The sequence below is a fragment of the uncultured Slackia sp. genome (assembly GCF_934630525.1).
Classification (GTDB): Bacteria; Actinomycetota; Coriobacteriia; order Coriobacteriales; family Eggerthellaceae; genus Slackia.
Map to the genome: position 1 here is coordinate 63,968 of NZ_CAKTVX010000009.1, position 23,901 is coordinate 87,868.

Annotated in this window: 19 protein-coding genes and 2 tRNA genes; 17 read left to right on the plus strand and 4 right to left on the minus strand. The window is 58.3% G+C overall.

What is annotated here, in order from left to right:
- Positions 1-22: 22 nt before the first annotated feature.
- From Q0D41_RS08005 to Q0D41_RS08070, 14 genes are all read left to right on the plus strand, one after another.
- A complete protein-coding gene (locus Q0D41_RS08005) occupies positions 23-1,165 on the plus strand; it encodes a hypothetical protein (RefSeq protein WP_294377643.1) in 1,143 nt (380 codons plus the stop codon).
- Between the two features lie 110 nt (positions 1,166-1,275).
- Entirely contained in the window at positions 1,276-1,632 is a 357-nt protein-coding gene (locus Q0D41_RS08010; protein WP_294377645.1) for a hypothetical protein, read from the plus strand.
- Positions 1,633-1,908: 276 nt separating this feature from the next.
- Positions 1,909-2,523 carry a YtxH domain-containing protein gene (locus Q0D41_RS08015; RefSeq protein WP_294377648.1) on the plus strand — a complete coding sequence of 205 codons (615 nt, stop codon included), beginning with the start codon at positions 1,909-1,911 and terminating at the stop codon, positions 2,521-2,523.
- A gap of 77 nt (positions 2,524-2,600) precedes the next feature.
- A complete protein-coding gene (locus tag Q0D41_RS08020; protein WP_294377649.1) occupies positions 2,601-3,752 on the plus strand; it encodes a PRC-barrel domain-containing protein in 1,152 nt (383 codons plus the stop codon).
- 203 nt (positions 3,753-3,955) lie between these two features.
- A complete protein-coding gene (locus tag Q0D41_RS08025) occupies positions 3,956-4,831 on the plus strand; it encodes a TVP38/TMEM64 family protein (RefSeq protein WP_294377651.1) in 876 nt (291 codons plus the stop codon).
- A 108-nt stretch (positions 4,832-4,939) separates the two neighbouring features.
- Positions 4,940-5,797, plus strand: a complete 858-nt coding sequence (locus tag Q0D41_RS08030; protein WP_294377653.1) for an exodeoxyribonuclease III — start codon at positions 4,940-4,942, stop codon at positions 5,795-5,797.
- 83 nt (positions 5,798-5,880) lie between these two features.
- Positions 5,881-5,955, plus strand: a tRNA-Val gene (locus Q0D41_RS08035).
- A 9-nt stretch (positions 5,956-5,964) separates the two neighbouring features.
- A tRNA-Gly gene (locus Q0D41_RS08040) sits at positions 5,965-6,040 on the plus strand.
- Between the two features lie 460 nt (positions 6,041-6,500).
- Positions 6,501-8,021 (plus strand): TrkH family potassium uptake protein, encoded by a 1,521-nt coding sequence (locus Q0D41_RS08045; RefSeq protein WP_294377657.1) that lies wholly within the window; start codon positions 6,501-6,503, stop codon positions 8,019-8,021.
- Complete coding sequence (locus Q0D41_RS08050; protein WP_294377659.1) at positions 8,011-8,754, plus strand: hypothetical protein; 744 nt, start codon at positions 8,011-8,013, stop codon at positions 8,752-8,754. Before Q0D41_RS08045 ends, Q0D41_RS08050 begins: the two co-directional genes overlap by 11 nt.
- Positions 8,754-9,728, plus strand: coding sequence for a ribosome small subunit-dependent GTPase A (gene rsgA, locus Q0D41_RS08055; RefSeq protein WP_294377661.1), 975 nt, complete (start codon positions 8,754-8,756; stop codon positions 9,726-9,728). Before Q0D41_RS08050 ends, rsgA begins: the two co-directional genes overlap by 1 nt.
- Before the next feature lie 138 nt (positions 9,729-9,866).
- On the plus strand, positions 9,867-11,006 hold the full coding sequence (locus tag Q0D41_RS08060; protein WP_294377663.1) for a putative manganese transporter: 1,140 nt from the start codon (positions 9,867-9,869) through the stop codon (positions 11,004-11,006).
- A 349-nt stretch (positions 11,007-11,355) separates the two neighbouring features.
- Positions 11,356-11,580 (plus strand): HTH domain-containing protein, encoded by a 225-nt coding sequence (locus tag Q0D41_RS08065; RefSeq protein WP_294377665.1) that lies wholly within the window; start codon positions 11,356-11,358, stop codon positions 11,578-11,580.
- A 206-nt stretch (positions 11,581-11,786) separates the two neighbouring features.
- Positions 11,787-12,389: an HD family phosphohydrolase gene (locus tag Q0D41_RS08070; protein WP_294377668.1), complete on the plus strand. Its 603-nt coding sequence runs from the start codon at positions 11,787-11,789 to the stop codon at positions 12,387-12,389.
- Positions 12,390-12,430: 41 nt separating this feature from the next.
- On the opposite strand, the gene Q0D41_RS08075 is transcribed toward Q0D41_RS08070, so the two are convergent.
- The gene (locus Q0D41_RS08075) at positions 12,431-13,375 is read right to left on the minus strand and encodes a peptidase (protein WP_294377670.1); all 945 of its coding nucleotides are present in this window, start codon (positions 13,373-13,375) and stop codon (positions 12,431-12,433) included.
- Positions 13,376-13,560: 185 nt separating this feature from the next.
- Between Q0D41_RS08075 and Q0D41_RS08080 the strand changes: the two genes are divergently transcribed.
- Together Q0D41_RS08080 and Q0D41_RS08085 are read left to right on the plus strand one after the other, a co-directional pair.
- Positions 13,561-14,787, plus strand: a complete 1,227-nt coding sequence (locus tag Q0D41_RS08080; protein ID WP_294377673.1) for an MFS transporter — start codon at positions 13,561-13,563, stop codon at positions 14,785-14,787.
- Positions 14,788-14,954: 167 nt separating this feature from the next.
- Complete coding sequence (locus Q0D41_RS08085; RefSeq protein ID WP_294377675.1) at positions 14,955-15,929, plus strand: TM2 domain-containing protein; 975 nt, start codon at positions 14,955-14,957, stop codon at positions 15,927-15,929.
- Between the two features lie 134 nt (positions 15,930-16,063).
- Here the strand turns inward: Q0D41_RS08085 and Q0D41_RS08090 are convergent, their stop codons facing one another.
- Complete coding sequence (locus Q0D41_RS08090) at positions 16,064-17,707, minus strand: FAD-binding protein (RefSeq protein ID WP_294377677.1); 1,644 nt, start codon at positions 17,705-17,707, stop codon at positions 16,064-16,066.
- A 291-nt stretch (positions 17,708-17,998) separates the two neighbouring features.
- On the opposite strand from Q0D41_RS08090, the gene Q0D41_RS08095 reads away from it, so the two are divergent.
- A complete protein-coding gene (locus Q0D41_RS08095) occupies positions 17,999-19,519 on the plus strand; it encodes a helix-turn-helix transcriptional regulator (RefSeq protein WP_294377679.1) in 1,521 nt (506 codons plus the stop codon).
- 37 nt (positions 19,520-19,556) lie between these two features.
- On the opposite strand, the gene Q0D41_RS08100 is transcribed toward Q0D41_RS08095, so the two are convergent.
- The gene (locus Q0D41_RS08100; RefSeq protein WP_294377682.1) at positions 19,557-20,345 is read right to left on the minus strand and encodes a zinc ribbon domain-containing protein; all 789 of its coding nucleotides are present in this window, start codon (positions 20,343-20,345) and stop codon (positions 19,557-19,559) included.
- Between the two features lie 153 nt (positions 20,346-20,498).
- Positions 20,499-23,822 carry a hypothetical protein gene (locus Q0D41_RS08105; protein ID WP_294377686.1) on the minus strand — a complete coding sequence of 1,108 codons (3,324 nt, stop codon included), beginning with the start codon at positions 23,820-23,822 and terminating at the stop codon, positions 20,499-20,501.
- Positions 23,823-23,901 lie beyond the last annotated feature (79 nt).

Here is a 23,901-nt window from a genome sequence, read left to right on the forward strand (position 1 = left end):
TCAAGAAAGGGCTGCAGTAGGAATGGTCAAGTCTCGTTCGAACGACTCTCATGCACGCCCTTCCGTGCGCCAGTCTGTTCCGCAGCCTGCAAAAGAATTTCTTGAACCAGCCGATTCGTTTGACCTGGGGGACGACGCCTCCAGCGCCGAGGCGGCTGCGGGAGAGTGGCTTGGCCGCAAGGCCGCGGCGAAATCGCGCAAGAAAAAATCGCTGAAAGAAAAAACCGCCCGTGGGTCGGCTGCGACTGCGGCGACGAAGGAACCGGCGCCTGCGCAGAAAGTTCCTGTCGCGCAGGAAACGCCGTTATCGCCGAGTGTGGCCGAGTCGGGCCGTGCCGACGCGTCGTCTTCGCCTGGTGCAGATGCCCTCTCGAATTCCGCATTGGATGAGACGTGCTCCCCTGATGCGGGCTCGTCGTCGCGCAATCGCCCCTCGCGTAGGGGAGCGGTGGCAAAGCCCCACTCTTCGGAGCACCGCAACCGCATTCTTAAAATCGTCGCCGTATGCTTTGCGGCAGTGCTTGTCGCATGCGCTGCCGTGGCCGCATTCTGGGCGTGGGATACGTGGCTTCGTTTCGACGATTCGGCCGATATCCAGGGCGAATGGCTTACCGCCAACGGCACCGCGCTCGTGGTTATCGATGCCGAAGCAATCCATATGCCCGATTCGGTCGATTTCAAATACACCCTGGATACGAAGAGCAAAACGATTTCTTATACGTTCGTTGATCTTACGGGCGGCGGCTCATACGAGTTCTCGCGAGACCGTGCGACGCTCACTATCACCGAGTCCGATGGGTCCCAAACGGTGTTCCAGAAATACTCCGACTCAACCGATGGGGAGCCTCGCGTGCTTTCGGCTGATGAAGCGGCGGCTCTAATGAATGCTGGCCAAGGCCAAGAAGGCGCCACTGCTCAGAATTCTGGCGATTCAAGCGAAGCCTCGGGTGAAGCATCGGCTGAAGCTTCTGGTGAAGCAGCTGGCGATTCAGCCGCGCAAACCGAAACGACCGATGAATCGGCATCCTCTGCGTCTTCGGATCCTGCGCTAGATGAAGAGGAAAGCGCCAAAATCGCCGAAGCGCTTAACTCGAGCTCGGGCGATTTGTCTCCCGGATCGAATGCCGTGCAACCTGGCGCGATGGGCGCGGCTGCAGGAGCGTAGCCTTGTTTTCCCAACGAAAACCGTTTGAACCAACTCAAGCGCCGCCGGCTTTTCAGTGGGCGTGCCGAATTGTGGCTATCGAGGTTCGGCCCGACCGCATGGTTGCTCATGTGGAAATATCCGATGAGCGATTCTGCTTTGCCACGCCGGCGCTTATCGCCGACCTTTTGCCGCGCTTTCCGAATATTCTGTCGCACACGTGCGTGAATGAGCGTGGCGAAACGTTTATGAGCGTGGCCGCAAACACGTCGATTCCCCATGTGCTCGAGCATTTGGTTATTGACGAGCAGGCTCGGCTTGATGAATCGCCCAGCAAGGTGGTGTTTGTCGGCAAAACCGCGTGGTCGAATCGCTCCGAGCGCAAAGCGTGCGTGCAGGTGAGTTATGCCGACGAGCATGTTGCTCGCCAGGCGCTCGCCGTCGCGCAGTGCGAGCTGAACGACGCCTTGCTCGCGCGAGCTCGTTAGGCGGGCGTTCCGGCACCGGTGCTTTGCGTGCATCGCCTGGCCCGATTCCCGATCGTTTCGAGTAAGCTCGGAAATCGTCCGAGGCTCTTGCGCTCGCGGCGGGCATGGGTCGCCGGCAGTTCTGCGTACTGTGCGAATTCTCCTTTTTGGCGCATCGGCCTTTCGCTTCAACATAACGGCAACGCTCGCGTTCGTGCGGGCGTTTTCTCTTATAATGACCCCAATAATGATAACAACGTCGTTGCGTGGCGGCGGCGCGTACTCGAGGAGGCAAATATGAACAACAAACTCGGTATGTTCCTGGCGGGCGGATTGATCGGCGCGGGAGTCGCATTGTTCTACGCTCCTCGCACGGGCGTTGAGACGCGCGCGATGGTGGCCGACAAGGCCCAGGCAATGTGGGGCCAAGCCCAGGGTTTGGGCGCACAGGTTGCGGTTGACGCTCAGCAGTTCTACGGCAACGCCGCCCAAAATGCCCAGCAGGCATACGGCGCTGCTGCCGCCAACGCGCAGGCCGCCTACACGAACGTCGCCGCTTCTGCCCAGCAGGCGTACACCAATGTCGCTCAGGGCGCTCAACAGGCATACGTGACCGCGGCTGATCGCGGCAAGCAGGCCGCCGACGCCATTGCCCAGGGCGCTCAGGTCGTTGCGGGCCGCGCGCATGAGGCGGCCGAGGGCGTGAAGCCCGTATTCGCCGAAAAGAACGACGAGCTGCGCGCGAAGATCGACGCCGCCCGCGAGCGTATTGCCGCCCAGGTGGCGAAAAACGCCGAGCAAGCATCCGCGAATGCCGAGCAGGTCGCAGACGAGCTTCAGGCAGAAGCCGCTGTTGAGCAGGCCGTCGAGCAAGTCGAAGAGGCCGCCGAAGAAGAGCAGAAGGCAGAATAACGCCGCAGCTACAGGTACAGCACAAATGAAGGGTCGGCCTTGCGCCGGCCCTTTTCGCGAACGGAAGGGAAGCCGACATGGCTCGTAAGAAGCTGGTGACAAGCCACGATATTCGAAAGCTCCGCGTTGTGGGCGGCAAGAAGGGAGCGAAGCGCATCGGCAAGGTGAAATCGTGCGTGTTCCACCCGACCGAGCGACGCTGCATTGGCTTTATGGTGAAGCGTCCCGATTTGCTGTGGATGTTCCACCGCAAAGACATTTTCGTGGCCCTTGGCGGCTTCGATTTCGCCGACGGCCGCATTCGGGTTAAGCCCGATGCGCCTACTTCGGGCCATGCGGTATGTCGAGCCATGGGCCTCGATTGGGATAAGTGCGTTTTGTGGGAAGGCCTGCCAATCATGACTGCCGACGAAACGGCGGTCGGCTTCGTGAGCAACATCACGTTCGATATCGAAACGGGCCAGGTCGAAGCCGTGGAAGCGAGCAACGGTGCTACGGCGAAGCTTCTTTTGGGAACGCTCGAGGTGCCGGCGAGCTACATTGTGGGCTTTAAGCGCGGCATGGGTGCCGATTTGGCCGTGAAGGAAGATTCGCGCGAAGCGGGCGAAGAGGTCGTGTTCAAGGGCGCGATTTTGGTCTCCGACGATGTGTGGGAGCTCTCTCCCGAAGGTGGTTGGGCCGAGGCCGCGGGCAAATTCACGGCGAAGGCTGGAGCTCGCGCGCGGGAAACGGCCGCTGCCGCCAAGGAGGCGGCTGATGCTGCAAAGCCCAAGGTTGAGGCCGCGACGGCTGCTGCGGGCGCTGCGGTGAAAGAGGGCGCCGAAGGCGTTGGCCGCCAAGTGAGCGCGACTAAAGACGCGTTTGGCGCATTCAAGGAAGAGTTCAACAAGGCTGCTGCGGGCGAAGAGACCGAAGTGGGCGAAGAGGTCGCCGAGCGCGAATCGAAAACCAAGGGCATGTTTGCCGCCTTCAAAGAAGAATTTGATAAGGCCAAGGCCGGCGACGAAGAGTACGACGAAGAGTACGACGAAGAGGGCGAGGCGCTTGTCGAGGCGGCCGACGACGAGGGCGAATACGAAGAGCCCGATGACGACGGGTACGATGACGATGACGAAGACGAAGACGATGACGAAGATGCCGACGAGGAGCCTTCTCGCAAAGATCCTGGCATAGGAGGCATGTTCGCTGCGTTCAAGAGCGAATTCGACAAGGCGGCGAAGGGCGAGTAGCTCAGTCGAACGGGTTTCGTTCTGGCGGCATTCGTCTTAATCCGTATCGATTGTTACGGCAACCTAACGAAATTACGGCAAGACGGTGGCATTCGGGTTTTTCGCCTGACGCCACCGTCTTTTGCGTCACAATGGCGTCAATGCGTTTGGGTGAGGCGCTTTGATGAAACTAGGTGAACCAGATGGCGATGGATTCGTCGGGCATGACCGGCAAGATTGCTCTGAAAAAAGAAGAGTTTCAAGAAAAGCGCGAGGAGCTTCAGGAGAAGCGCGAAGAGCATCGCGAGAAATACGAAGCGAAAAAGGAAGCCTTTAACGAAAAGTACGAAGTTCCCGTTTCCGAGCGCCCTTCTCTTGCCCGCCTGACCAAGGCCGATATTTTCAAATTGGTAGGCCTGGGATTGTTCTTCGTGCTCATGGCGGGCGTGTGCGTGCTTGTCGCGCCGTGGATTTCTGAGCTTTCCGAGCCTGACGGTTTGCAGCGCGTGCTTGAAGATGTGCGCAACGCGGGCGTCGGCGGCGTGTTCATTTTGCTCGCCTTCCAGTTCCTGCAAATCGTGGTGGCGTTCATTCCCGGCGAAGTCGTGCAAATCGCGGCAGGCATGATGTATGGGCCATGGATTGGCGCCCTCGTCGTAATTGTGGGTGCCGTGATTTCGAGCGCCTTCATTTTCGCAATCGTGCATAAGCTCGGCGCGCCGTTCGTTCGCGCGATGATTCCCGAGAAGTGGATGAACAAGCTTGAACGCTTCGAGAATTCTGAAAAGCTCGATGTCATGGTGTTCATCCTGTTCCTTATTCCCGGTCTGCCGAAAGACGTGTTCACCTACCTGGTTCCGCTTACGAATATGAGCATGCGCAACTTTGTGGTGCTCGCGAATGTCGGGCGCATCCCCGGCGTGCTCATTAGCACGCTTGGCGCCGATAGACTTATCGAAGGAGATTACGGCCAAAGCGCCATTCTGTTCGGCATCGCGGCGGTTATCGGAATTCTTGCGATTTGGCAGCACGACCGCATTCTGCATATCGCGGCAAAGCTTGGGCTTTCCAAAAAGAAGGGCACTGAGCAGGAGAAATAAACGAATTCGGAAGATGCGTGGCGTGGTGTGCCGCGCACGGCCGGACTGCTACACTTGACGGGCTGGGTTATCTGGCCCGTTTTTCGTTTTTGAAGAGGAGTGCGCGTCATGCGTTTGGTTTCATGGAATGTGAATGGCCTGCGAGCTGCGGTGAAGAAGGGTTTCGAGGACTCAGTGCTCGATTTGGACGCCGATGCGATTTGTCTTCAAGAGACGAAATTGCAAGAGGGTCAGATTGATCTTGATCTTCCTGGCTACCTGCAGTTTTGGAGCTATGCCGAGAAGAAGGGCTATTCGGGCACCGCGATTTTTACGCGCCGCGAGCCGCTGCGCGCGCTTCATGGTTTGGGCGTGCCCGAGCTTGATACCGAAGGGCGCATTGTGGCGTTGGAGTTCCCCGAGTTTTGGCTCGTTGATGTCTATACGCCGAACGCGCAAGATGGCTTGGCCCGCATAGACCATCGCATGGCCTGGGATGATGCGTTTCGTGATTTCTGCAAGGGGCTTGAGGCCGGCGTGATTCCTGCGGGCGTGCCTGTGCAAGCTCAGGCGGCAGGTGAGGGGCATGTGTGCGTCGCCGAGCTTCCGCGAACGGGGGCCGGTGAAGTCGCGCATCCGAAGCCCGTTGTCATGTGTGGCGACTTCAATGTGGCGCATGAGGAAATCGACTTGAAGAATCCCAAGACGAACCGCGGCAATGCGGGCTTTTCCGATGAGGAGCGCGGTAAATTCACCGATTTGCTCGATGCGGGGTTTGTGGATACGTTCCGCACGCTGCATCCCGATGTGGAAGGCGCGTATTCGTGGTGGAGCTACCGCTTCAATGCGCGCAAGAACAATGCGGGTTGGCGCATTGACTACTTCTTGGTGAGCGAGACCCTGCGAGCTTCGGTTGAAAATGCTGCAATCCACAACGAGATTTTCGGCAGCGACCACTGCCCTGTGTCGCTCGATTTGAGGCTGTAGAAAAAATTTTCAAAAGAGGGCTTGACCGCGATTTTGAAACTCGTATAATAATTACCCGCTGGTTCGACAACAGCCAGTTAAATGGGCGGTTAGCTCAGGGGGAGAGCACTACCTTGACACGGTAGGGGTCACAAGTTCAAATCTTGTATCGCCCACCATTTATATATGCGGACATGGCTCAGTTGGTAGAGCACCACCTTGCCAAGGTGGGGGTCGCGGGTTCGAGCCCCGTTGTCCGCTCCAGTCTTTATTGCGCCGTTCTAACGAACGGCGCTTTTTCGTATGAGGCGACCTGACGCTGCACCCCATGCTGGGCGGCATCTTGCCCTTCAATCGTCGCTCGCGTACCGAAGTACGCTTCGCTCCTCTTTCAAGGCAATCTGCTCACCCAGCATGGCGCTCGCTGCCTTTGCTGCGAATGCGGCTCTTCGGAATCCAGCCTACAACTCTGGTCCGAAGGGGGCACGGATCGGGGCTCGAACCGATGAGGTGGAATTCCGTCAAGAAAACCGCCCCATGCACGGTTTTGTGCCAGCTGGCGTATAATCATGCAATTATGGATTTGCGAGCCTACAAAGAAACCTTGAACAGCCTGAAAACTCCCATGCAGGGGGTTTTCGTCGTTGTGCTGTGCACGGTGGCTTTTGTCGTGTGGCTTGGTGTGCTTGTCGTTATCACGAAGCTGTTGATGGGTTAGCGCGCTATGTGGCAGAAATTCTCATTCTATGACTTCCGCGTGATCGCGCATTATCTGGGCGTGCTCATGATGTTTCTTGCCGCCGCTGAATGCGTCCCGTTCGTTGTGGCCATTGTGCTTGGCGAGTGGCAGCCGGCGTCGCATTATCTGTTCGGCATGGGCGTCGCGCTCATCGTCGGTTCGCTTTTGCGTCTTATCCTCCCCAGCCCTGGCAAACTCACGCCGAAGCAGGCCTTGGCCGTTACGGGTTTTGCGTGGCTTGCGTTGGCTCTTTTGGGGTGCATACCTTTATATATGTCGGGCCATTATGGCAGCATGCTCGATGCGGTGTTCGAGGGAATGAGCGCATGGACCACGACGGGCTGTTCGTTGGTGCAAGATATCGATCATATGTCGATCGCCGATAATACGTGGCGCTTCACCATGCAATGCATCGGCGGCCAAGGCGTTGTCGTTATCGCTTTGTCGCTGGGCTTGTTCGGGCGTGCGGTTGATTCGTCTTTGTATTCTTCCGAGGGTCGCAGCGAGCACGTTATTCCCAACATTATGCAAACGGCTCGCTTCATCGTGCGATTCTCGATGGCGACCATCGTCATTGGCACGATTCTGACCACGGCGGCGTGCCTCTTCATCGGCATGGCGCCCGTGCGCGCGTTCTTCAACGGCCTTTGGCTTGCCGTTGCTTCGTTCAATACGGGCGGCATGACTTCGATGTCGACGGGCATTATCTATTACCATTGCGCGCCGCTCGAGATCGTCATTATGGTGCTCATTCTTTTGGGCTCTATCAACTTCACCCTGCATAGCGAGGTATGGAAGGGCCATATCGAGCATTTCTTCCGCGATATCGAGATTCGCACGCTCGTCGTATGGTTGAGCGTGATTCTGGTTGCCTTCGTCGCGACGCTGTGCGCGGCGAAAGTCTACGACGACCTGCCGACGCTTTTGCGGCGAGCCGTATTCACTGTTGTGGCGGCATTCTCCTCGACGGGCTTCCAAACCATTAGCGTGAACCAAATGACCACGGTGATTTCGAGCGGCGCTTTGCTCATCATCATTTTCTGCATGGCGGTTGGCGGCTCAGCCGGGTCGACCACAGGTGGTATCAAGGTGCTGCGCATCGGTGTTCTGGTCAAGGAATTGGTCGCCTATATCAAAGATTTGCTCGCACCTGCTTCGGCGCGACAGGTGGTTATGTACTACCACGTTGGCCGCCGCCCTCTTTCCCACGATTTGGTTCGCGCAAACCTCGTGGTGTTGCTGCTGTATGGCGTGGCGTTTCTCGTTACGACCATCGTCACCGTCACGTTCGGCTATGCCGCCGCGCCCTCGATGTTCGAATCGGTATCCATGGTGTCGAACATCGGCATGTCGTGCGGCATTATCCAGCCTGGCATGCCTGACCCGCTGAAGGTGCTCTATATCGTTGATATGTGGGCTGGCCGTCTCGAATACGTAACGCTCATCGCATTGCTGGTTTCCATCATCGCGTCCATTCGCCCGAGGAGGAGGGTCCGTGCACGTTAGCGTGAACAAGCTATCGCGAACCGCTCTGGTTGCGGTTCTTGCTGCCGCTGTGGCATTGGTGCCCGCGGGTGTTGCATTTGCCACCGACGGCGATGGCAGCTCAACTGGATCGGTGTCGAGCTCCGATTCAACCGCCACCGCCGACAAGAAGGATGTGTCCAAGGCGCGCGTCGATGCCGCTGCTGCTGACGCCGATGCCGCAAAGGGCGAAAACAACAATGGCGAAGCGCCTAAACCTGTTGACGATCCGACTAACTCGATTGATGACGGGCAGACCTCCGACAACTCGTTCCTCTACGATGCGTCCATCGCCGATTTGGCTGGCGCCGATTCGTATTACGACAAACAAACCGTGCAGGTGACGGGCGAAGTGGTGGGCGAGGCCATTTCCGTGACGGGCGATGCCGACCATGCGTGGATCGTGCTGCGCGACTCAGATACGGGTTCGACCGTTACCGTATTCGTGCGTCGCAGCGATTTGCGCAAGATCGACACCTACGGGGCATACGGCACGACGGGAACTACCCTGCGCGTTCGGGGCGTGTTCAATTTGACGTGCTCTCAGCATGAAGGCGAAAGCGACGTGCATGCCCAGGTGGTAAACGTGGTTTCGGCTGGCTATGAACATAAAGACGCCTTCAATATCGATGATTTCGTGCCCGGTGTCGCCGCGTTGGCGGCGGGCATCGTTTTGGCGCTCGTGTTTTGGCGCATGCGGGAAAGGTCGCGTTAATGCTTATGCAAGGAACTGTGATCAAGCTTGACCGCGGGTATCCGCTCGTGCGTTTGAGCGATGGACGCGAGCTTCGCTGCGAGCACGCAACGGCTTTGGTGAAGGGCGCCGACGTGCGCGCGACGACGGGCGATGTCGTCGATGTGTCTGCGCCCGATGGGCACGACAAGGGCATTATCGAACGCGTGCACGATCGCAAGCGCGCTTTCGTGCGCAAAGACCCGACCGAGCGCATGGAGCAGCAGGTGCTCGCGGCGAATTTCGATACGGTTATCGTGGCCGAGCCTTTGGTGGGCATCAATGTGCGCCGGCTCGAACGCGAACTCGTTTTGGCTCACGAGAGCGGCGCGAGCGTCGCCGTCGTGCTTACCAAGGCCGATTTGGCGGAAACCGAAGTCGAGCTTGCCCAGGCGCGCGATTTGGTCGAGAAGATCGCCCACGGCACGCCCGTTCTGGTGGTTTCTGCTGAAGACCCCCAAAGCGTTGAGGGGGTGCGCGCCTTAATTCCGGAAGGTCGCGTCGCCGTGCTGTTGGGAAAAAGCGGCGTCGGCAAATCGAGCTTGGTGAACTTGCTGGTCGGAAGCGATGTGCAGGCAACGGGCGCCGTTCGCGAGGGCGATGGCAAGGGTCGCCACACGACGGTTTCTCGCGAAATGATCGCGATTCCTGGCGCCGGCAGCGTCGTCGATATGCCGGGCGTGCGCGGTCTTGCCCTATGGGATTCTGATGCGGGCATTGAAGCCGCATTCGTCGATGTGGAGCAGCTCGCTGAACAGTGCCGATTCCGCGATTGCCGCCATGAGGCGGAGCCTGGGTGCGCAGTGCGCGCCGCCGTGAAATCGGGCGAGCTTCCCAAAGAACGCTACGACAGCTACCTTCGTTTGCGCGGCGAGGTTCGTGAGGCTAAAAAGCGCAACGAAGAGGCGAAGCGCATTCGCTCGCGCAAGGGCCATCCTCGCCGCTGGAAGGGATAGGGCGCAGGTCGCCTTTATGGCGTCCCTGCTCTTGCATCTTCGAATCTCTACTCATATGAGCAAAAATGCACATGTTCGTCGTGTGAGTTGATGACGTTATCAGGCGTTTTTTGGCATTCGGCCCTAAAATGTTCCGCTATGGAAACTTTTGCTGAAATACTCCCGCATGCTTTCGAGCATGCATTCATCGACACTTTGAAGCTTGTGCCGTTCCTTTTCGTGACGTATCTCGCCATGGAAGCGCTCGAACACTACGCGAGCTCGAAGAGCATTGCCGCCGTTCGTCGTGCTGGCACTGCGGGCCCCATTATTGGCGCGCTTCTGGGCGTAGTGCCGCAGTGCGGCTTTTCCGCCGCTGCCGCGACGCTGTATTCCGCACGCGTTATTACCCTGGGCACGCTCTTCGCTGTATTCCTTTCAACGAGCGATGAGATGCTGCCCATCATGATTGCCGCGCAGGCCCCAGTGGAGTTCATTGTTGAAGTTCTCGCGATCAAAGCGCTTTGCGGCCTTATTGCCGGTTTTGCCATTGATGCGGTGCTGCGGCTTCGCCACCATGCTGTAGAAGCGATGCGCATCCATGATTTGTGCGAGCGCGACCACTGCGGCTGTGACGATGAAGACGATGCGCCGTCCGCGCTTTCTGATACGCGCCAGGAGCATGGGGAAGGCGCCGCTGATCGCACTGACGATTCGGATGGCGGGCTTTCGCGCGGGGAAGAACGCGAGGCTGAACTTGCGTGCGCTTCCGGCGAGCGACCCGACCATGGCCATGATCATGCCCGCGAGCACGAGCACGAGCACGCCCACGATCACGCCCACGATCACGCCCATTATCACGCCCATGCCCACGATCACTCGCATGGCCACGCCCATGGCTTCGGCGCTATCGCGAAGAGCTCTTTGGTGCATGCGTTGCAGGTCACGCTGTTCATATTCCTCGTTTCGCTTGCGCTTGAAATCGTTATCGACGGCGTTGGCGAAGACGCGCTCGCTTCCTTCATTTCCGCGAATTCGAACCTCTCTGTGGTGGTTTCGGCAATCGTGGGGCTTATTCCCAATTGCGCCGCGTCGGTCGTTCTTACTGAGTTGTATCTCGAGGGCGCCCTTTCTACGGGGGCCATGCTTGCTGGATTGTTGGTGAGCGCGGGTGTCGGCCTGCTCGTTCTGTTCCGCGCGAACCGTCCCATGCATGAGAATTTCCTTATTGTCGCGGGCTTGGTCGCATGCGGCGTAGTGTTTGGGTTTATTGCTGGAGTATTCGGGGTCGCACTCTAGCCGAATTGTCGTTGAACTTCGTCTTTCGGCGAAATGATATGGACAATTATTTAGAAGCTGTTTAGTATAATCGTTCAGTTGAAAGGGCGTTCCTGGCGTTCGTTATTGCATAGGGGTCAGCAGTCGTTCGCCAGTCGTTAGTGGCTTTTCAGCGCTCTTTCAGCATGTAAACAGTATCGTTTCAATACAGGGGTTTATTTCGAATTACTAATACTGTTGGAAAACTGTTTGCATGTAATAGGGTCTGTGTCGTTGCATACTTTGGCCAGGGCGCGGCATAGGGGGAATATTGGATTATGAAGGGAGGTCGGCTTCGTTGCGTGGCGAGACCGAATCCCAAGGAGTTCGCTTGAGCTCCGCTCAAAAAAGAATTCTAGGCTACATTTCAGCGGAAACGACGCTGTCCGATGGCGTGCGCTGCTCGAAAAAGGAGCTCGCTAAGCAGGCGGGCTGTAGCGTGCAAACCGTCGACAGGGCGATTTTCCGCTTGCGCAAGCTTGGCCTTGTCGAGGTCGAGGAATGCCATGCCGATTCCGGCGCGCAAACGGCGAACCTTTATCGCGCCAAACGCTAGCACCACCTGGACTTTTTGCCTATAATTCGGCTTAATTGAAGATTTGCCTGCCCTCATCCCCGGATGAGGGGCGAAAATGGCACCTGCATCGTTTCGTTAGGGGTCGCTCTTTGGTGGGCGATAGAAACGCTGCGGGTGCCATTTTGCTCAAGGGCGAATTCGTTTTGCGTCGCCCGTGCGGCGCGCAGGAATAAGGAGGCAACACTATGGCGAAACTCGATGCTGGCATGACGCGAGAAACGGCATTCGATTTGCTGCAGGAGCACAACAAAGACGCGTTCCATATTGAGCACGGCGAAACGGTTGAGGCGACCATGCGGTATTTCGCGCGTGAATTCGATCCCGAGAACGAAGAATTCTGGGGCATTGTTGGCCTTCTGCACGATCTTGACTGGGAAGAGCACGACGATGAGCCCGAGATGCACACGCTGTATGCCACGCCGCTCATCGAAGCTGCTGGAGGATCGCCCGAGCTCGTTCGCGCGATTCAGAGCCACACGAGCGATTTCAATACCGACCTGCCCAAGCCGGAGCTGCAGATGGAGAAAATCCTGTTCGCGACCGAGGAACTCACAGGCCTCATTGGCGCGGCGGTCATTATGCGTCCCAGCAAGAGCGTGATGGACTTCGAGGTGAAATCGCTGAAGAAGAAGTTCAAGGACAAGCGTTTCGCCGCCGGCGTGAATCGCGATGTGATTCGCTCGGGCGCCGAGATGCTCGGTTGGGAGCTGGACGAGCTGTTCGACCGCACCATCAAGGCCATGCAGAGTTTCGCGCCCGATCGCGACACCTTCAAGCCTGCCGAATAACGAACAAGGCCGCCCCTGGGGCGGCCTTTCTGTTCGCGGTTCTATTCTTCCACCGGTTGGCCCGAGAAATTGAGGCTTCCCGTGAGCGCGCGCGCTGCGGCTTCGTCGAAATCGTCTTTATCGAAGGCTTCGATCGCCCTGAAGGCGATGGCTTTCGTGCCGTCGAAAATATCCCAGAAGCTTTGCGTGCTCACTTCGTGGGTATACGGGTTTTCCCAGGGGTGGCGCATGCGATTGTCGAAGTCGCTCACGCGCGTGGCATTGTCGCGGTGCGACATGGATTTATAGAACGAGAATTGCCTGTTCAGAATGCGCGTTTCAATGGTATTGAGCGCGCTTTGCATAGTGCCATTCGGCGAATAGAACAAGCGCTGTGCTCGGCGGAAATCGTGCACGGCGGAAACGAACAGGTCGACGGGCGGGAATGCGCGGTACGCCTTCATCGCCATGAAGGCGTACATTTTCCCAATGGTCTGCAGGGTGCGCTCGCTCGCATGGAGCGTCTCTTCGAAGGGGCGGTAGGAGCGAATGGTGCGCCCCAGCTTGCTGAACAGCACCATCTCGTCGTATTCGCGTTCGATTTCGGCATGGACTTCGCTTTCCTGGCTGCGGTCGAGCCCGTCGACACCCGCATCGCAAATGGCGTATTGCTGGCAATACACAAGCGGGTGCATGGCTCGGTCGAGCGAATAGTGGCACAAAAAGCCCAGCGCATAGGCGCGGCCCACGGGCGCTTCGTCTTCCTCGAGCACCTGCAGGCTTTCCTTCAACGCGGCAATGAGTTTGCTGGGGGTGTCGTGGTGCATGACGCCGCCCAGTCCGAAGAATTCCTTCATGCTCGGTGAAAGAACGAGGTAGAACAGCGGATCGGGGCCTTGGTTGCCCAGTAAGAACGCATCTTTCTCGTCGATTGATTTGCCGATGACGTGCGAATGCGCAGCATAGACGTCTTGGCCGAAGAAATCGTGGGTAAGAATTGCAGGCATGATGCCTCCCTTTCGGAAGTGTGGCGCGGGGCGTTTTACGGCGAATTGACGTTAAGCCGCCAATGCACGCGCCCCAGTGTAGGCCCCATGATATACAATCGTTCGAGCGTTTTTTCCGCAGCGCCCAGAACTTTACGCAAGTTGTTATTTTGGGCGTCCCTCCCACGAAAAAAAAGGAAGCACGCATGTCCGCAATGAAACTGACGAAGCGCGAGAAGAGCTGGATTGTCTACGACGTTGGCAACTCGGCATTCGTGCTGCTGGCGTCGACCCTTATCCCCATTTACTTTTCGGCGATCGCCGACCCGGGCAGCTCTGTTGTGGTGGCCTGGGGCTATGCAACCACGGTGGCGTCGCTTTTGCTTGCGTTGCTCATGCCGTTTTTGGGCAGCATCGCCGACCTGAAGGGCAACAAGAAGCGCTTGCTCGTGGGTTCTATTGGCACGGGCGCCGTGCTGCTCGCATGCATGGGCATTCCGGGCAACGCGATGGTGTTCTTGGTGATGTACGTGGTGGCGACCATCATGCTCAACGCGTCGCTCGTGTTCTACGACGCCTTCCTTATTGACGCGACCGATTCAGAAGACCGCTACGATGAGGTGTCTTCGCAAGGCTATGCGTGGGGCTACATTGGTTCGTGCGTGCCCTTCATCATCTGCCTCGTGCTTGTGCTGTTCGGTGAGAGTTTCGGCCTTGGCCAACTCGACGCTATTCGCATTTCCTTTGTAATCACTGCTGCGTGGTGGGTTGTTTTCAGCATTCCCGTGCTGAAGAACGTGCACCAAACGCATTACAAGGAACGCACCGAGCACCTGTTCCGCGACGCGCTCGTGGGCCTGTGGGCCACGGCGAAGCGCATTTTCGCCGACAAACGCGTGTTCATGTTCATGCTTGCGTTCTTCTTCTACATCGACGGCGTGCATACCATTATCACGATGTCGACGAGCTATGGCACCGATTTGGGCATCGGCTCAACCCAACTTGTGCTTGCGCTGTTGGTTACGCAATTCGTGGCGTTCCCCTCGGCCATCGCATATGGCCGCCTGGCGGGCAAAGTCGGCACGAAGCGCATGCTGCTTATCGCGATTTTCGCGTACTTCTGCATCACGTTGTTCGCCGCGTTTTTCCTGCGCTCCGCCACGGAATTCTGGGTTCTCGCTGTGTGCGTCGGTTTGTTCCAGGGCGGCATCCAGGCCCTTTCGCGCAGCGAGTTTGGCAAGCTCATCCCGAAGGAGCACGCCAACGAGTACTACGGCTTCTTCGATATTTTCGGCAAGTACGCAACGGTGCTTGGCACGCTGCTCGTGAGCGTGTTTACCCAGATTACCGGCAACTCCTCTATCGGCGTGCTCAGCATTGCCGTGCTGTTCATCGTCGGCTTCGTTCTTATGACGAAAGTTCCCGAGAGGTAGGACCCGCATCGCTCGCGCGACGCGTGCAACTTACGAAAACATAACGCTCGTTTAACAGGTGGGCGGCGGCTTAAGGCCGTCGCCTTTTTTCGTTATAGTATGGCCCCAACACATATTTCGGGCATCGCGAATGTGCGCGATGCGCCGTTTTGAAAAGGAGAGAGGTCATGGCTGAAGAGGCGAAGAATTCGGCGGCTGCGCATGCTGCCGAAATTGAGGCGCTCAAGCGTCAAATCGAAGAAATGAACAAGCGCCTCGAGGAGCTTTCCGCGGCCACGAGCGCGGAGGTGGCCGCCGAGGGCGCGTCTGCCGAGGACGATGCTTCTGCTTCGGCCGCTTCGGCTTCCGCCGCGTCGGCCGAGGTCGCTGAACCCGCGATTCAAACGCAAGACAATGCCGAGGAAGAGGGCGGCGCGGAAGCGGAAGGCGTCGTTGAGGAAAAAAGCGCTTGCTCATCCGGTCCCATTGAGGGCGCCAAGGAGGCCATTGAGGTCGAAGCGGTTCCCGCCCCTGCCCCCAACGTGCCGGCTGCTGCGCCGGAGGCTTCCGGGGTTTTCCCGAACACCCCGCCGATTGAGAAGGTCGTCGACGACGACGGCAAGCCGGTCGATCCCGCCTATGTCGCGGCGGCCGTTGCCGATTTCATGCCTACGTCGCAGCCTCCCAAGCCGGCGCCTCCTGTTTTCAATGGCGTCCCTTACGGGCAGCAAGGTGCGGCGCCGCAGCAACCTGCCGGCCAGCCGCAGCAGCCCTACGCGCAGCCTGGTTATGCTGCTCAGCAGCCTTATGCTCAGCAGCCGGGCCAGGCGGCGTACTATTCGCAAAGCAATGGCTACTACGCGCCAGGCCAAGGCGCCTATCAGGTTCCCTATCAGCAGCCGCTCGTGCATACGAAAGACCATGTGGCTGCAGGCCTGCTCGCGATTTTCCTGGGCGTGTTCGGCGTGCATAAGTTCTATCTGGGCTATCACACCACGGGCTTCATTATGTTGGGCGTGACTATTTTGGGCAGCCTGCTCACGATCGGCATTGCGGCGGGCGTGGTATGGCTCATCGGCGTGATCGAGGGCATTATCTACCTCACGAAGAGCCAATCGGAATTCGAGCAGCTCTACGTATTCAACAAGCGCGAGATGTTCTAGAGGTGCGCCACCTCTTCGTATTCGAAAGAAAAAGCAGGACGGCCGTTGGGTCGTCCTGCTTTTTTGGGAGGGGCAATTGGGAGGTGCTTTTTTGGGCGCATGCATTCGCAGCTGCGGCCGCGAGTAAAGTTGGCTTACGCGTCGATGTCCTCGGAAGCGTACATGCCTGCCATGCGTCCGCCGTTATAAGCGCACATGAGAGAGAAGCCCTCGTAGTCGCAATAGGGCGCGCTCATCAGAGTGCCGTTGTCGGCGCCGGCAACGTAGAGGCCCTTGATGGCCTTGCCCTTGTTGTCGATGGCCTGCATACGGTCGTTCGTACGAATGCCGCCGATGGTTACCCAAGCGCTGGGCTCGTACTGAAGGGCATAGAACGGCGCGGTGGCAACGGATTGCAGGAAGCATGCGGGCTTGTAGAACTGCTCGTCTTTGCCGTCGGCGCAGTAGTCGTTGTACTCGTCCACGGTTTCGACGAGATCAGGCGCGTCGATTGCGTTGGCAAGCTCCTCAATGCTGTCTGCCTTAAACGCCCAGCCTGCCGCCACGGCGGCGTCGATATTTTCCTGAACCTTTTCGAGGCTCTTTCCTTTCAGGGTCATAGAGCCGGTGCGCCAGTTTTCAGCATCAGATCCGCATAGAGTCCATGCGTCGGTTCCTGCATTCAGGCCATCAACGTAAGTCTGGTCGACAATGGCGTAATATTGGCCACCGACCAGCGAAATTGCGCCGCCGAGTGCCAACGGCAAATTGGCGAAGCGGCCTTCGTTGGCGAAGCGGCGGCCCTGGTTATTCACCAGCATGGTGCCATAAATGCCAATGGAGAAGGCGGCGTTGTTTTTGCCCCACACGCCGTCGGCGTTTTGGTTAGAGCCCGAGAATTCGTTGCCGGCAATGCCCCACTGCGTGGACAGCTGGCCGCCCGCGGCGGTAACCATGTCGATGCCCTCGCCGATGGACAGCACGTTGCCCAAGGGGTTCACGTGCGTGCCGAACTGCTTCTGCATCATTTCGTCGTTGCCAAGGAATCCGCCGGTGCATACGATGACGGCCGGGGCCTTCACGTCGATGACCTTCTTGTCCTGCTCGCATTGCACGCCGACGCAGGCGCCTTCTTCCATGAGCAGCGTTTTGCCCGTGGTGCTGAACACGAACTGGGCGCCGTTGGCCTCGCACCATTGCTGCAGCGGCCCCATGCGATTCACGCCCTTCTGCTGAGTTTTGGAATCTTTCGGGTCGGCCTGGAAGTTGCAGCGAACCGACTCGTGGCCGGCGCCATAGTTATCGGGGCGAAGGCCGGTGGGAACGCCGAAATCGTCGGTGAACTGGTCGACGGTGGAGCCGGAGAGCTCGACTGCCTTTTTGATAGCGCCGCCGTTGGTTGCCCAGTGGGCGTATTCCATAATGTGGCAGAAGGCCTCCTCAACGCCGAAATCGATGCCGGCTGCCTGCTGGAGTTTCGATCCCACCATGAATGGGCCGCCCGCTATCGAGCCATTGGATACGCCGACGTCTTGGCCTTTCTCGATCACGATGGCCTTTTTGCCAGCGCGGCACGCTTCGACGGCAGCCCACATGCCGGCGCCACCCGCACCAACGATGGCGATGTCGCATTCCATGGTCTCGTCGGCGGTTTTAACCTCGGCGGCTTTGGCGTCGTCTTTTGATGCATTGCCTTCCGACTTCGTTGGGGCGCAGCCTGCAAGAGCGGCGCCTCCAGCGATGGTGGCCAGCGAACCCAATGCCAAGAAGTTTCGGCGGCTCATTCCTTTAGTGCTCATTGTTCCGTCCTCAATGGTATAAGGCGCGCGTTCTTCCGAACTCGAGGCGACCCTTTCGCCCGGGCCGTTTGCGCGTGGTGCGCTTGGCTCCGCCTTCGGTGGGTTCATCATTGCGCCGCCGCCTTGCTCTGTCGCGGGTGAAGCGTGCGCACAAAGGGGTGAATTCGCGTTCACCCCTCATCACCCCTTTAGTGACCTGGAAGAATGCATATGCGAAAGAAGCATTGCGTTTTGGGTATAATGCCGTGTGAAGTGGGTGCCGTGCAGTCGAGCGGCTTTTTGGGAGGGGCCATGTCGAAAAACCAAACGATGTCGCAGGGCGCGCGCTCGGCGGAAAACGTGTGTTTAGCGGGAAGCGTACAGAGCGCGCAAACGCTTGGCGAGTTCGATTCCGCCAGCGTCGATGCACCGGACGATTCCGCCGTATCGACCGCGCTTCATCCTCTGCGCTTGCTCGGAATGGGCCTTTTTGTGGCATGGCTGTGCTGCGTTCACATTCCGTCTATTTTTTGCGGTGAGTCCACCGTGCTGCGAAGTGTGGCGTCTATGGGTATGCGCGTGGGCGATATTGGCATGTTTGTGATTATGGCGCTGATCGCTTCGCGCTTGGGGCCGTTGAGCTCGCAGCGCGCGATGGGCAACGTGCTCGTTGCTGCGACGACCGCGCTTACGGCGGTGCTCGGTTATGTACTTGTGCCGGGTGATGCGAATGCGACTCTCGTTTTTGTCGCGGGCATAGCTTCGGCGCTCGGTGGTGCTTATTTGTTCTGCCTGTGGGCGGAAATCTATTGTCAGCTTGGCACCATGCAGATGGTGGTGTATGGCGGCGGGTCATGCGTCGCTGCATGGGCTACGTATTGTCTAATTTCTACCATGACCCATAATTACTCAGTTGCGGCTACAGCGCTTTTGCCGGTGCTGTCACTCGCGTGCGCGTGGGCGAGCTTTCGCCTCGTTGCTCCCGAGCGGCCCGTGCCTTGCGTCGCTGTGGAGTTTCGTATTCCCTGGAAAATCGTGGGCATTATGGCTCTTGCGGGGCTCGCGTCAGGAATTTCGGGCCTCTTCGCGAATATAGGCGAGGGCATGGGCGCGATTCATCGCATTTGGGCGACGGCGGTGGCGGGCGGTGCGCTTATGTACGCCGCGTTCCATGGAGAAAAATCATTCGATCTGCGCAAGCTGGCGCAGGCGTGCCTGGTTGCGGCAATTGCGGCATACGCTTTTACCCCGCTTGCGTTTGCGGGGCTTGGGGCGGTGGTTTCGTTCCTTACGAAATTCGCGTACGTGTGGTTTACCGTGTTTGCGCTCGCGATGCTCGCGAATGTGGCGTTTCGTTTTGAGATTCCCAGCTTGCGCATGTTCGCCATCGCGCGCGCAAGCAGCGAGGGGGCTATTTTAGCAGGCGTTCTTGTTCGCGATGGACTGCGCGCGCTTGGTGTGGTGTCCGATGCATTCGCGTTGTCGGTTGTGGCGGGCGTGGGACTTTTGCTCGTTGGCGTGAGCGTGCTGGTTTGGCGCAGCGAGGAATCGGTGAACGCCGACTGGGGCGCTGCGGGCATCGATTTGGAAAGCGGTCAGCGCGCCATTGGGCAACGCGAACGGCTGCTTGCGCGATGCTCAGTGCTGCGCGAGCAATTCGGCCTTACCGAGCGAGAGACTGAACTCCTCGCACTTATTGCTCAGGGCAAGACGCGCGCTGAAATTGAGCGTGAGCTGTTCTTGTCTCAGAATACGGTGAAAACGCACGCTCGCCATTTGTATGCGAAGCTTGGCGTTCACTCTAAGGATGAAGTGCAAAGGCTCGTTGTCTAATGCCTATTGGCGGCTTTGATAGCCGCAGATCAAAGGGCTAGTTGGGCGAAATGTCGAGCGACATGCCGAATGCGGCGGCTGCTGCAAGCACTGCGATAATTACAACGATGGCGATAAGAAGGGCGCGTTTACCAGCGCTCTTCTTTTTTGGGCCTTCGGCGTAATGGACCGATTCCGCAGAGGCGGGCTTGGTGCCATTTATGGGTGCGGGGGCGATGAATTCGGTAATGTCGGGGCTTTTCGCCTCAAAAGGCGTGGGGTCGCAGAATTGAGCGGGGCTGGCATCGGGGTAGAGAGCTGCAAGCGCGGCGATTTCGTCGGACTTTTCCTGTTCGAGGGCTGCTTTTTCGGCGCCGAATCCAGGGAGTATCGTTGTTTTGTCCGACGGTGTGGCAAGTGGAATCACGATTGTCTCGCTGGACGAGTTGTTCGGGGCATCGAGCTTGGTCGGGTTTAAGCCCTGGCCTTCTTCAGCTTCGTCGTGGTCATTTTCATCGGCGGGTTCCGATGCGCCGTGGGCTTGCTCGCTGGATTGCCCCTCCGCTGACGTCTCGTCTGGGTCGTTTTCATTGGTTGTTGCGAACGCGTCGTGGGCATCTTCGACGAGGTCTCCTTCGATGGCGGGCTCTGGTGCGTCGGGGCTTTTCTCGCTGGAACTGGTTGTGGGATCCTCTTGGATTTCGATGCTGAATTCTTCTTCGTCGATGCTTCCGCTGTTTGCGGCAACGATATTTTCTGCATTGTCGGCGGGTTCGACTTTCTTTCCGCACATGAAGCAGAATCGTGCTTCATCGGGGAGTTTTGTGCCGCAATAAACACAAAACATTGCATGGCTCCTTCGCGACGAATTTTCCGGGCCCACGGGTCCTTTCGTGAATGAGCCCATTGTAGTGCGCTCGGCTTCCGCATGCTGAAAAGTCGCGAAAAGCGCAGCGACGAAACGGGGAATCTTCCGTTTCGCCGCTGTCTTGACTGCGATTTACTTGCGGACTATTTTGCGCTTGGCAAGTGCTCCGAGCATGGCGGCTGCGCTTGCGATAGCGGCCGCAGCGCCCAAGGGAGCGGCGTCGCCCGTGGTGGGCAAGGTATGTTTACCGGCTCTTTTCGCTTGAGCTGAATCGGGCTGCGGTTGCGATGCGGCGTTGGTTTGCTGCGAGGCGGCTAGCTGCTTTTCCCTCTCGGCTGCCTGGGCTTTCGCGAGTTTGGCATTCGCTTCATCGAGCACGTCCAAGGCTTCGTTGTAATTGACTAGCGCTTCGATGTAGGCGGGTGCGTGTTTGCCGGTTTCTTTGGCGGCGGCATCGAGGGCGGCTTGAGCGTCGGAAGCGTTTTCGGCAGCATGCTTCGCTGCGGCAAACAGAGTATTCAAGGCATCGTTTGCGTTGGCGTTGTTTCCTGCCCCAATCGACGCGTCTGGGTCAATGCTTTGAAGCGTGGCGAGGGACTCGTCGGCTCCGGCCTTGGCTTCGCTGGCGGCAGCAATCTTTGCTTCGGCGGCAGAAACGGCGGTGTTGGCGGAATCGAATTCGGCTTTGGCGGCATCTTGGTCTTCTGCGGCCTTGTCTGCTGCCGCCTGTGCTGCGGCGAGCGCGTTCGCGTGGGTGACGAGAGCGTTGTATGCGGCTTCGGCTCCCTCGGAGGTTTTTTCTGCATCTTCTTCGTCTTTGCCCGCCTGCGCTGCGGCGGCCTTGGCGGCGTTGAGTTTGGTTTCCGCATCGGTCTGTGCGATTTGGGCGTCGCGCGCCTGGGAGGCTGCGCTCTCGAGGGCCACTTCTGCATCGGCCTGTGCCGCAGTTGCTGCCGACAGGTTCGATTGTGCCGCGTCGAGGGCTTGCTGCGCGGTGCTCACGCCTGCGAATACGTTGTCTCTCGCTTGTACTGCGTCGTCGTAAGCCTTTTGCGCCGCAGCGACGTTTCCTGCGGCTTGCTCGCTTGCATGCTGTTTTGCTTGCAGTGTTGCAGCAGCGTCGTTGGCCTTTTGCTGAGCTCGCGCCTTCGCTTCGGCTGCCTTTGCCTTTGTCTGTTCGGCGGCGTTCGCTTGCTCTTTCGCTTCGCTGAGTGCCGCATTCGCGTCGTTTACCGCTTGCTGTTTGCCTGCGATATCGATGCTCTCGAGCGCGTCGTTCGCTTGGTCGAGAGCGCTTTGCGCTGAAGCGATATTTTCCAGAGCGCTTGCGGCTGCCTCCTGTTTTGCTTGCACATCATTCGCGGCGCGCGACTGAGCAGACGTGGCCTCGTTGAGCTGTTGCTTCGCTGCGTCGACAGCGGTCGTCGACGCCGAGGTCTTTTCTTTGACGAATTCGTCGATTTTCGCTTCGTACCAATCGACGGTGAGTGCTCCTGGTTCTATGTTTGAGGTGTTAATCCAGTCCAAATCGAGCACGGCGGTTGTCCAGCCGCTGTTCGTTCCCTTTGCGCAGATGCCGAAGCCCATCGCGTTGCTGCTCGTGGTGCAGAGATTGATGTAATGCCCCACCACGCGCTTGCCTGCCTGCTTGTCGATTTCGTTCTGGTGGTCGAGATAGAACTGGAAGGCGGTTGCTTCGCTCTGCTGCTCGTAGCCGAGTTCCTTGCAAATGTCATCGAAGTCGGCCTTTTCTCCTGCCCATTGGCTAACGAAATCTGCGTCAACGCCATAGTTCCATGCGGCATTTTCGGCATTGCAGATGGTCCAGTTTGGGGAATGCTCGAGTTTCACATCTGAATAGTCGGCGTTGAGCATGGCGACAACGCCCGCCTTTTGATAAGAGACGAGCAGCTCATTGAGCCCGCGGTCGGTGCGCCATTTGTTCACGACGCGCATTTGCTGCACCGCGGCTCGAATGTTCGCCATAGAAAAGGCATCCTTCGGGTCGTTTGCATTGCAGTAACCCATGCCGAGTTTGTCGATTTGCTGCTGGGTCCATCCTGTATTGCCAACCATCCAATCGATGAATTCGGTGCCTTTCAGGTCGGCTTCGGTAATGGCGCCGTCGGCGGCTTTCTGCGCGTCGTCGTAGGCCTTTTGAGCTGCTGCGACAGCGGTATCGGCATCTTCTTTTGCTTGCTGCGCGTTGGAGAGGGCTTCGTCGGCTTCCTTTTTCGCGGACTGTGCCGCTTCGAGCGCCTGCTGGGCTTTTTGCTGATTTGCTTGAGCGTTGGGATATGCGGTCTGCGCCTTCTCGAATTCGGTTTGAGCGGCCGCTGCCGTATCGTTGGCATTGGAGAGCGCTTGTTGCGCGGTTGCGTCGGCGGCTTCTTTTTCAGAAAGTTCGTTAGTGGCTTGGGCAAGCTCGTTGTTGGCGGCGTTTGAAGCTGCTTGCGCGGTAGCGAGCTCATCTGCCGCTGCTTGTGCGGCGGATGTGGCGGAATCTAAGGCGACTTTGGCTTGATCGACGCGCGCTTGGGCTTCGTTGTAGCCGACTTCGCCTTGTTTTGCCTGATTGAGTGCCTTTTGTGCGGAGTCGAAAGCGGCTTGGGCCGAAGCGACTTGGCCATCTGCCGCATTCTTGGCCTGCTGGGCGGCGGCGAGCGCCGTTTGCGCTGCCGTGTTGGCGGCGACTGCCTCATCGGCATGCTTTTGCGCTTCGTTGAGCGAGGTTTGCGCATTCGCCGCATCGGTTTGCGCTTTTTGCAGCGCGCTGTTCGCCTGGTCGACAGCCGCTTTCGCGGCTGCGAGGGCTTCGGGGGTTGCATCGCTTGCGGCTTGCTTGGCCGCATTGAGGGCGGCCTGAGCCTCGGCTGCTGTGCGTTTTGCGGCATCGTAGGAATTGGCTTTAGCGGCTGCGTCGTTCTTGGCGGTTTGCAGTTCGGCGTTCGCGGCATCGAGCGCGACCCGGGCTTCATCAGCCTTTTTCATTGCGGCATTCGTTTGCGCGGAAAGTTCATCGAGCGCGGCTTGCCTTGCTTCGTCGGCGTTCGTTTTTGCGGAATCGTACGCGGCTTGGGCGGCATCTTGCGTCGCTTTTGCCTGAATGTAGGGTGCGCCGTTGCTGTTGAGGGCTTCCTTCGCCTCATCGGCGTTTTGCTGGGCGCTGCTTGCGACGCTCTTCAATTCATTGATGCTTGTCGCGTGCTCGAGCTGCGCTTTGATGATTGCGGTGCCGCTTCGCGTGGCAGAAGCGATTTGCGATAGATCGGGCGTGTGCATATCGGGGATGTTGCCGGTGTCGCTCGGCTCGTTTTGCGCGAGAGCCTGTTGGGGCGATGCGCAGAAGAGCACCAGGCTTGCGACGAGAGTGGTATTCAACGCTGTGGCAATGGGCTTTGCCGTCGATGCGTTCTTTGCTAAGCGAGGCGTTGCTTCGGTTGCGTGGGCTTTCATGGGAACTCCTATCTTTTAGTTGTTGCATTTGGGAGCCGAATATCGAATGCTTTCAGATGCAATGCAGACTCTGGCGGGC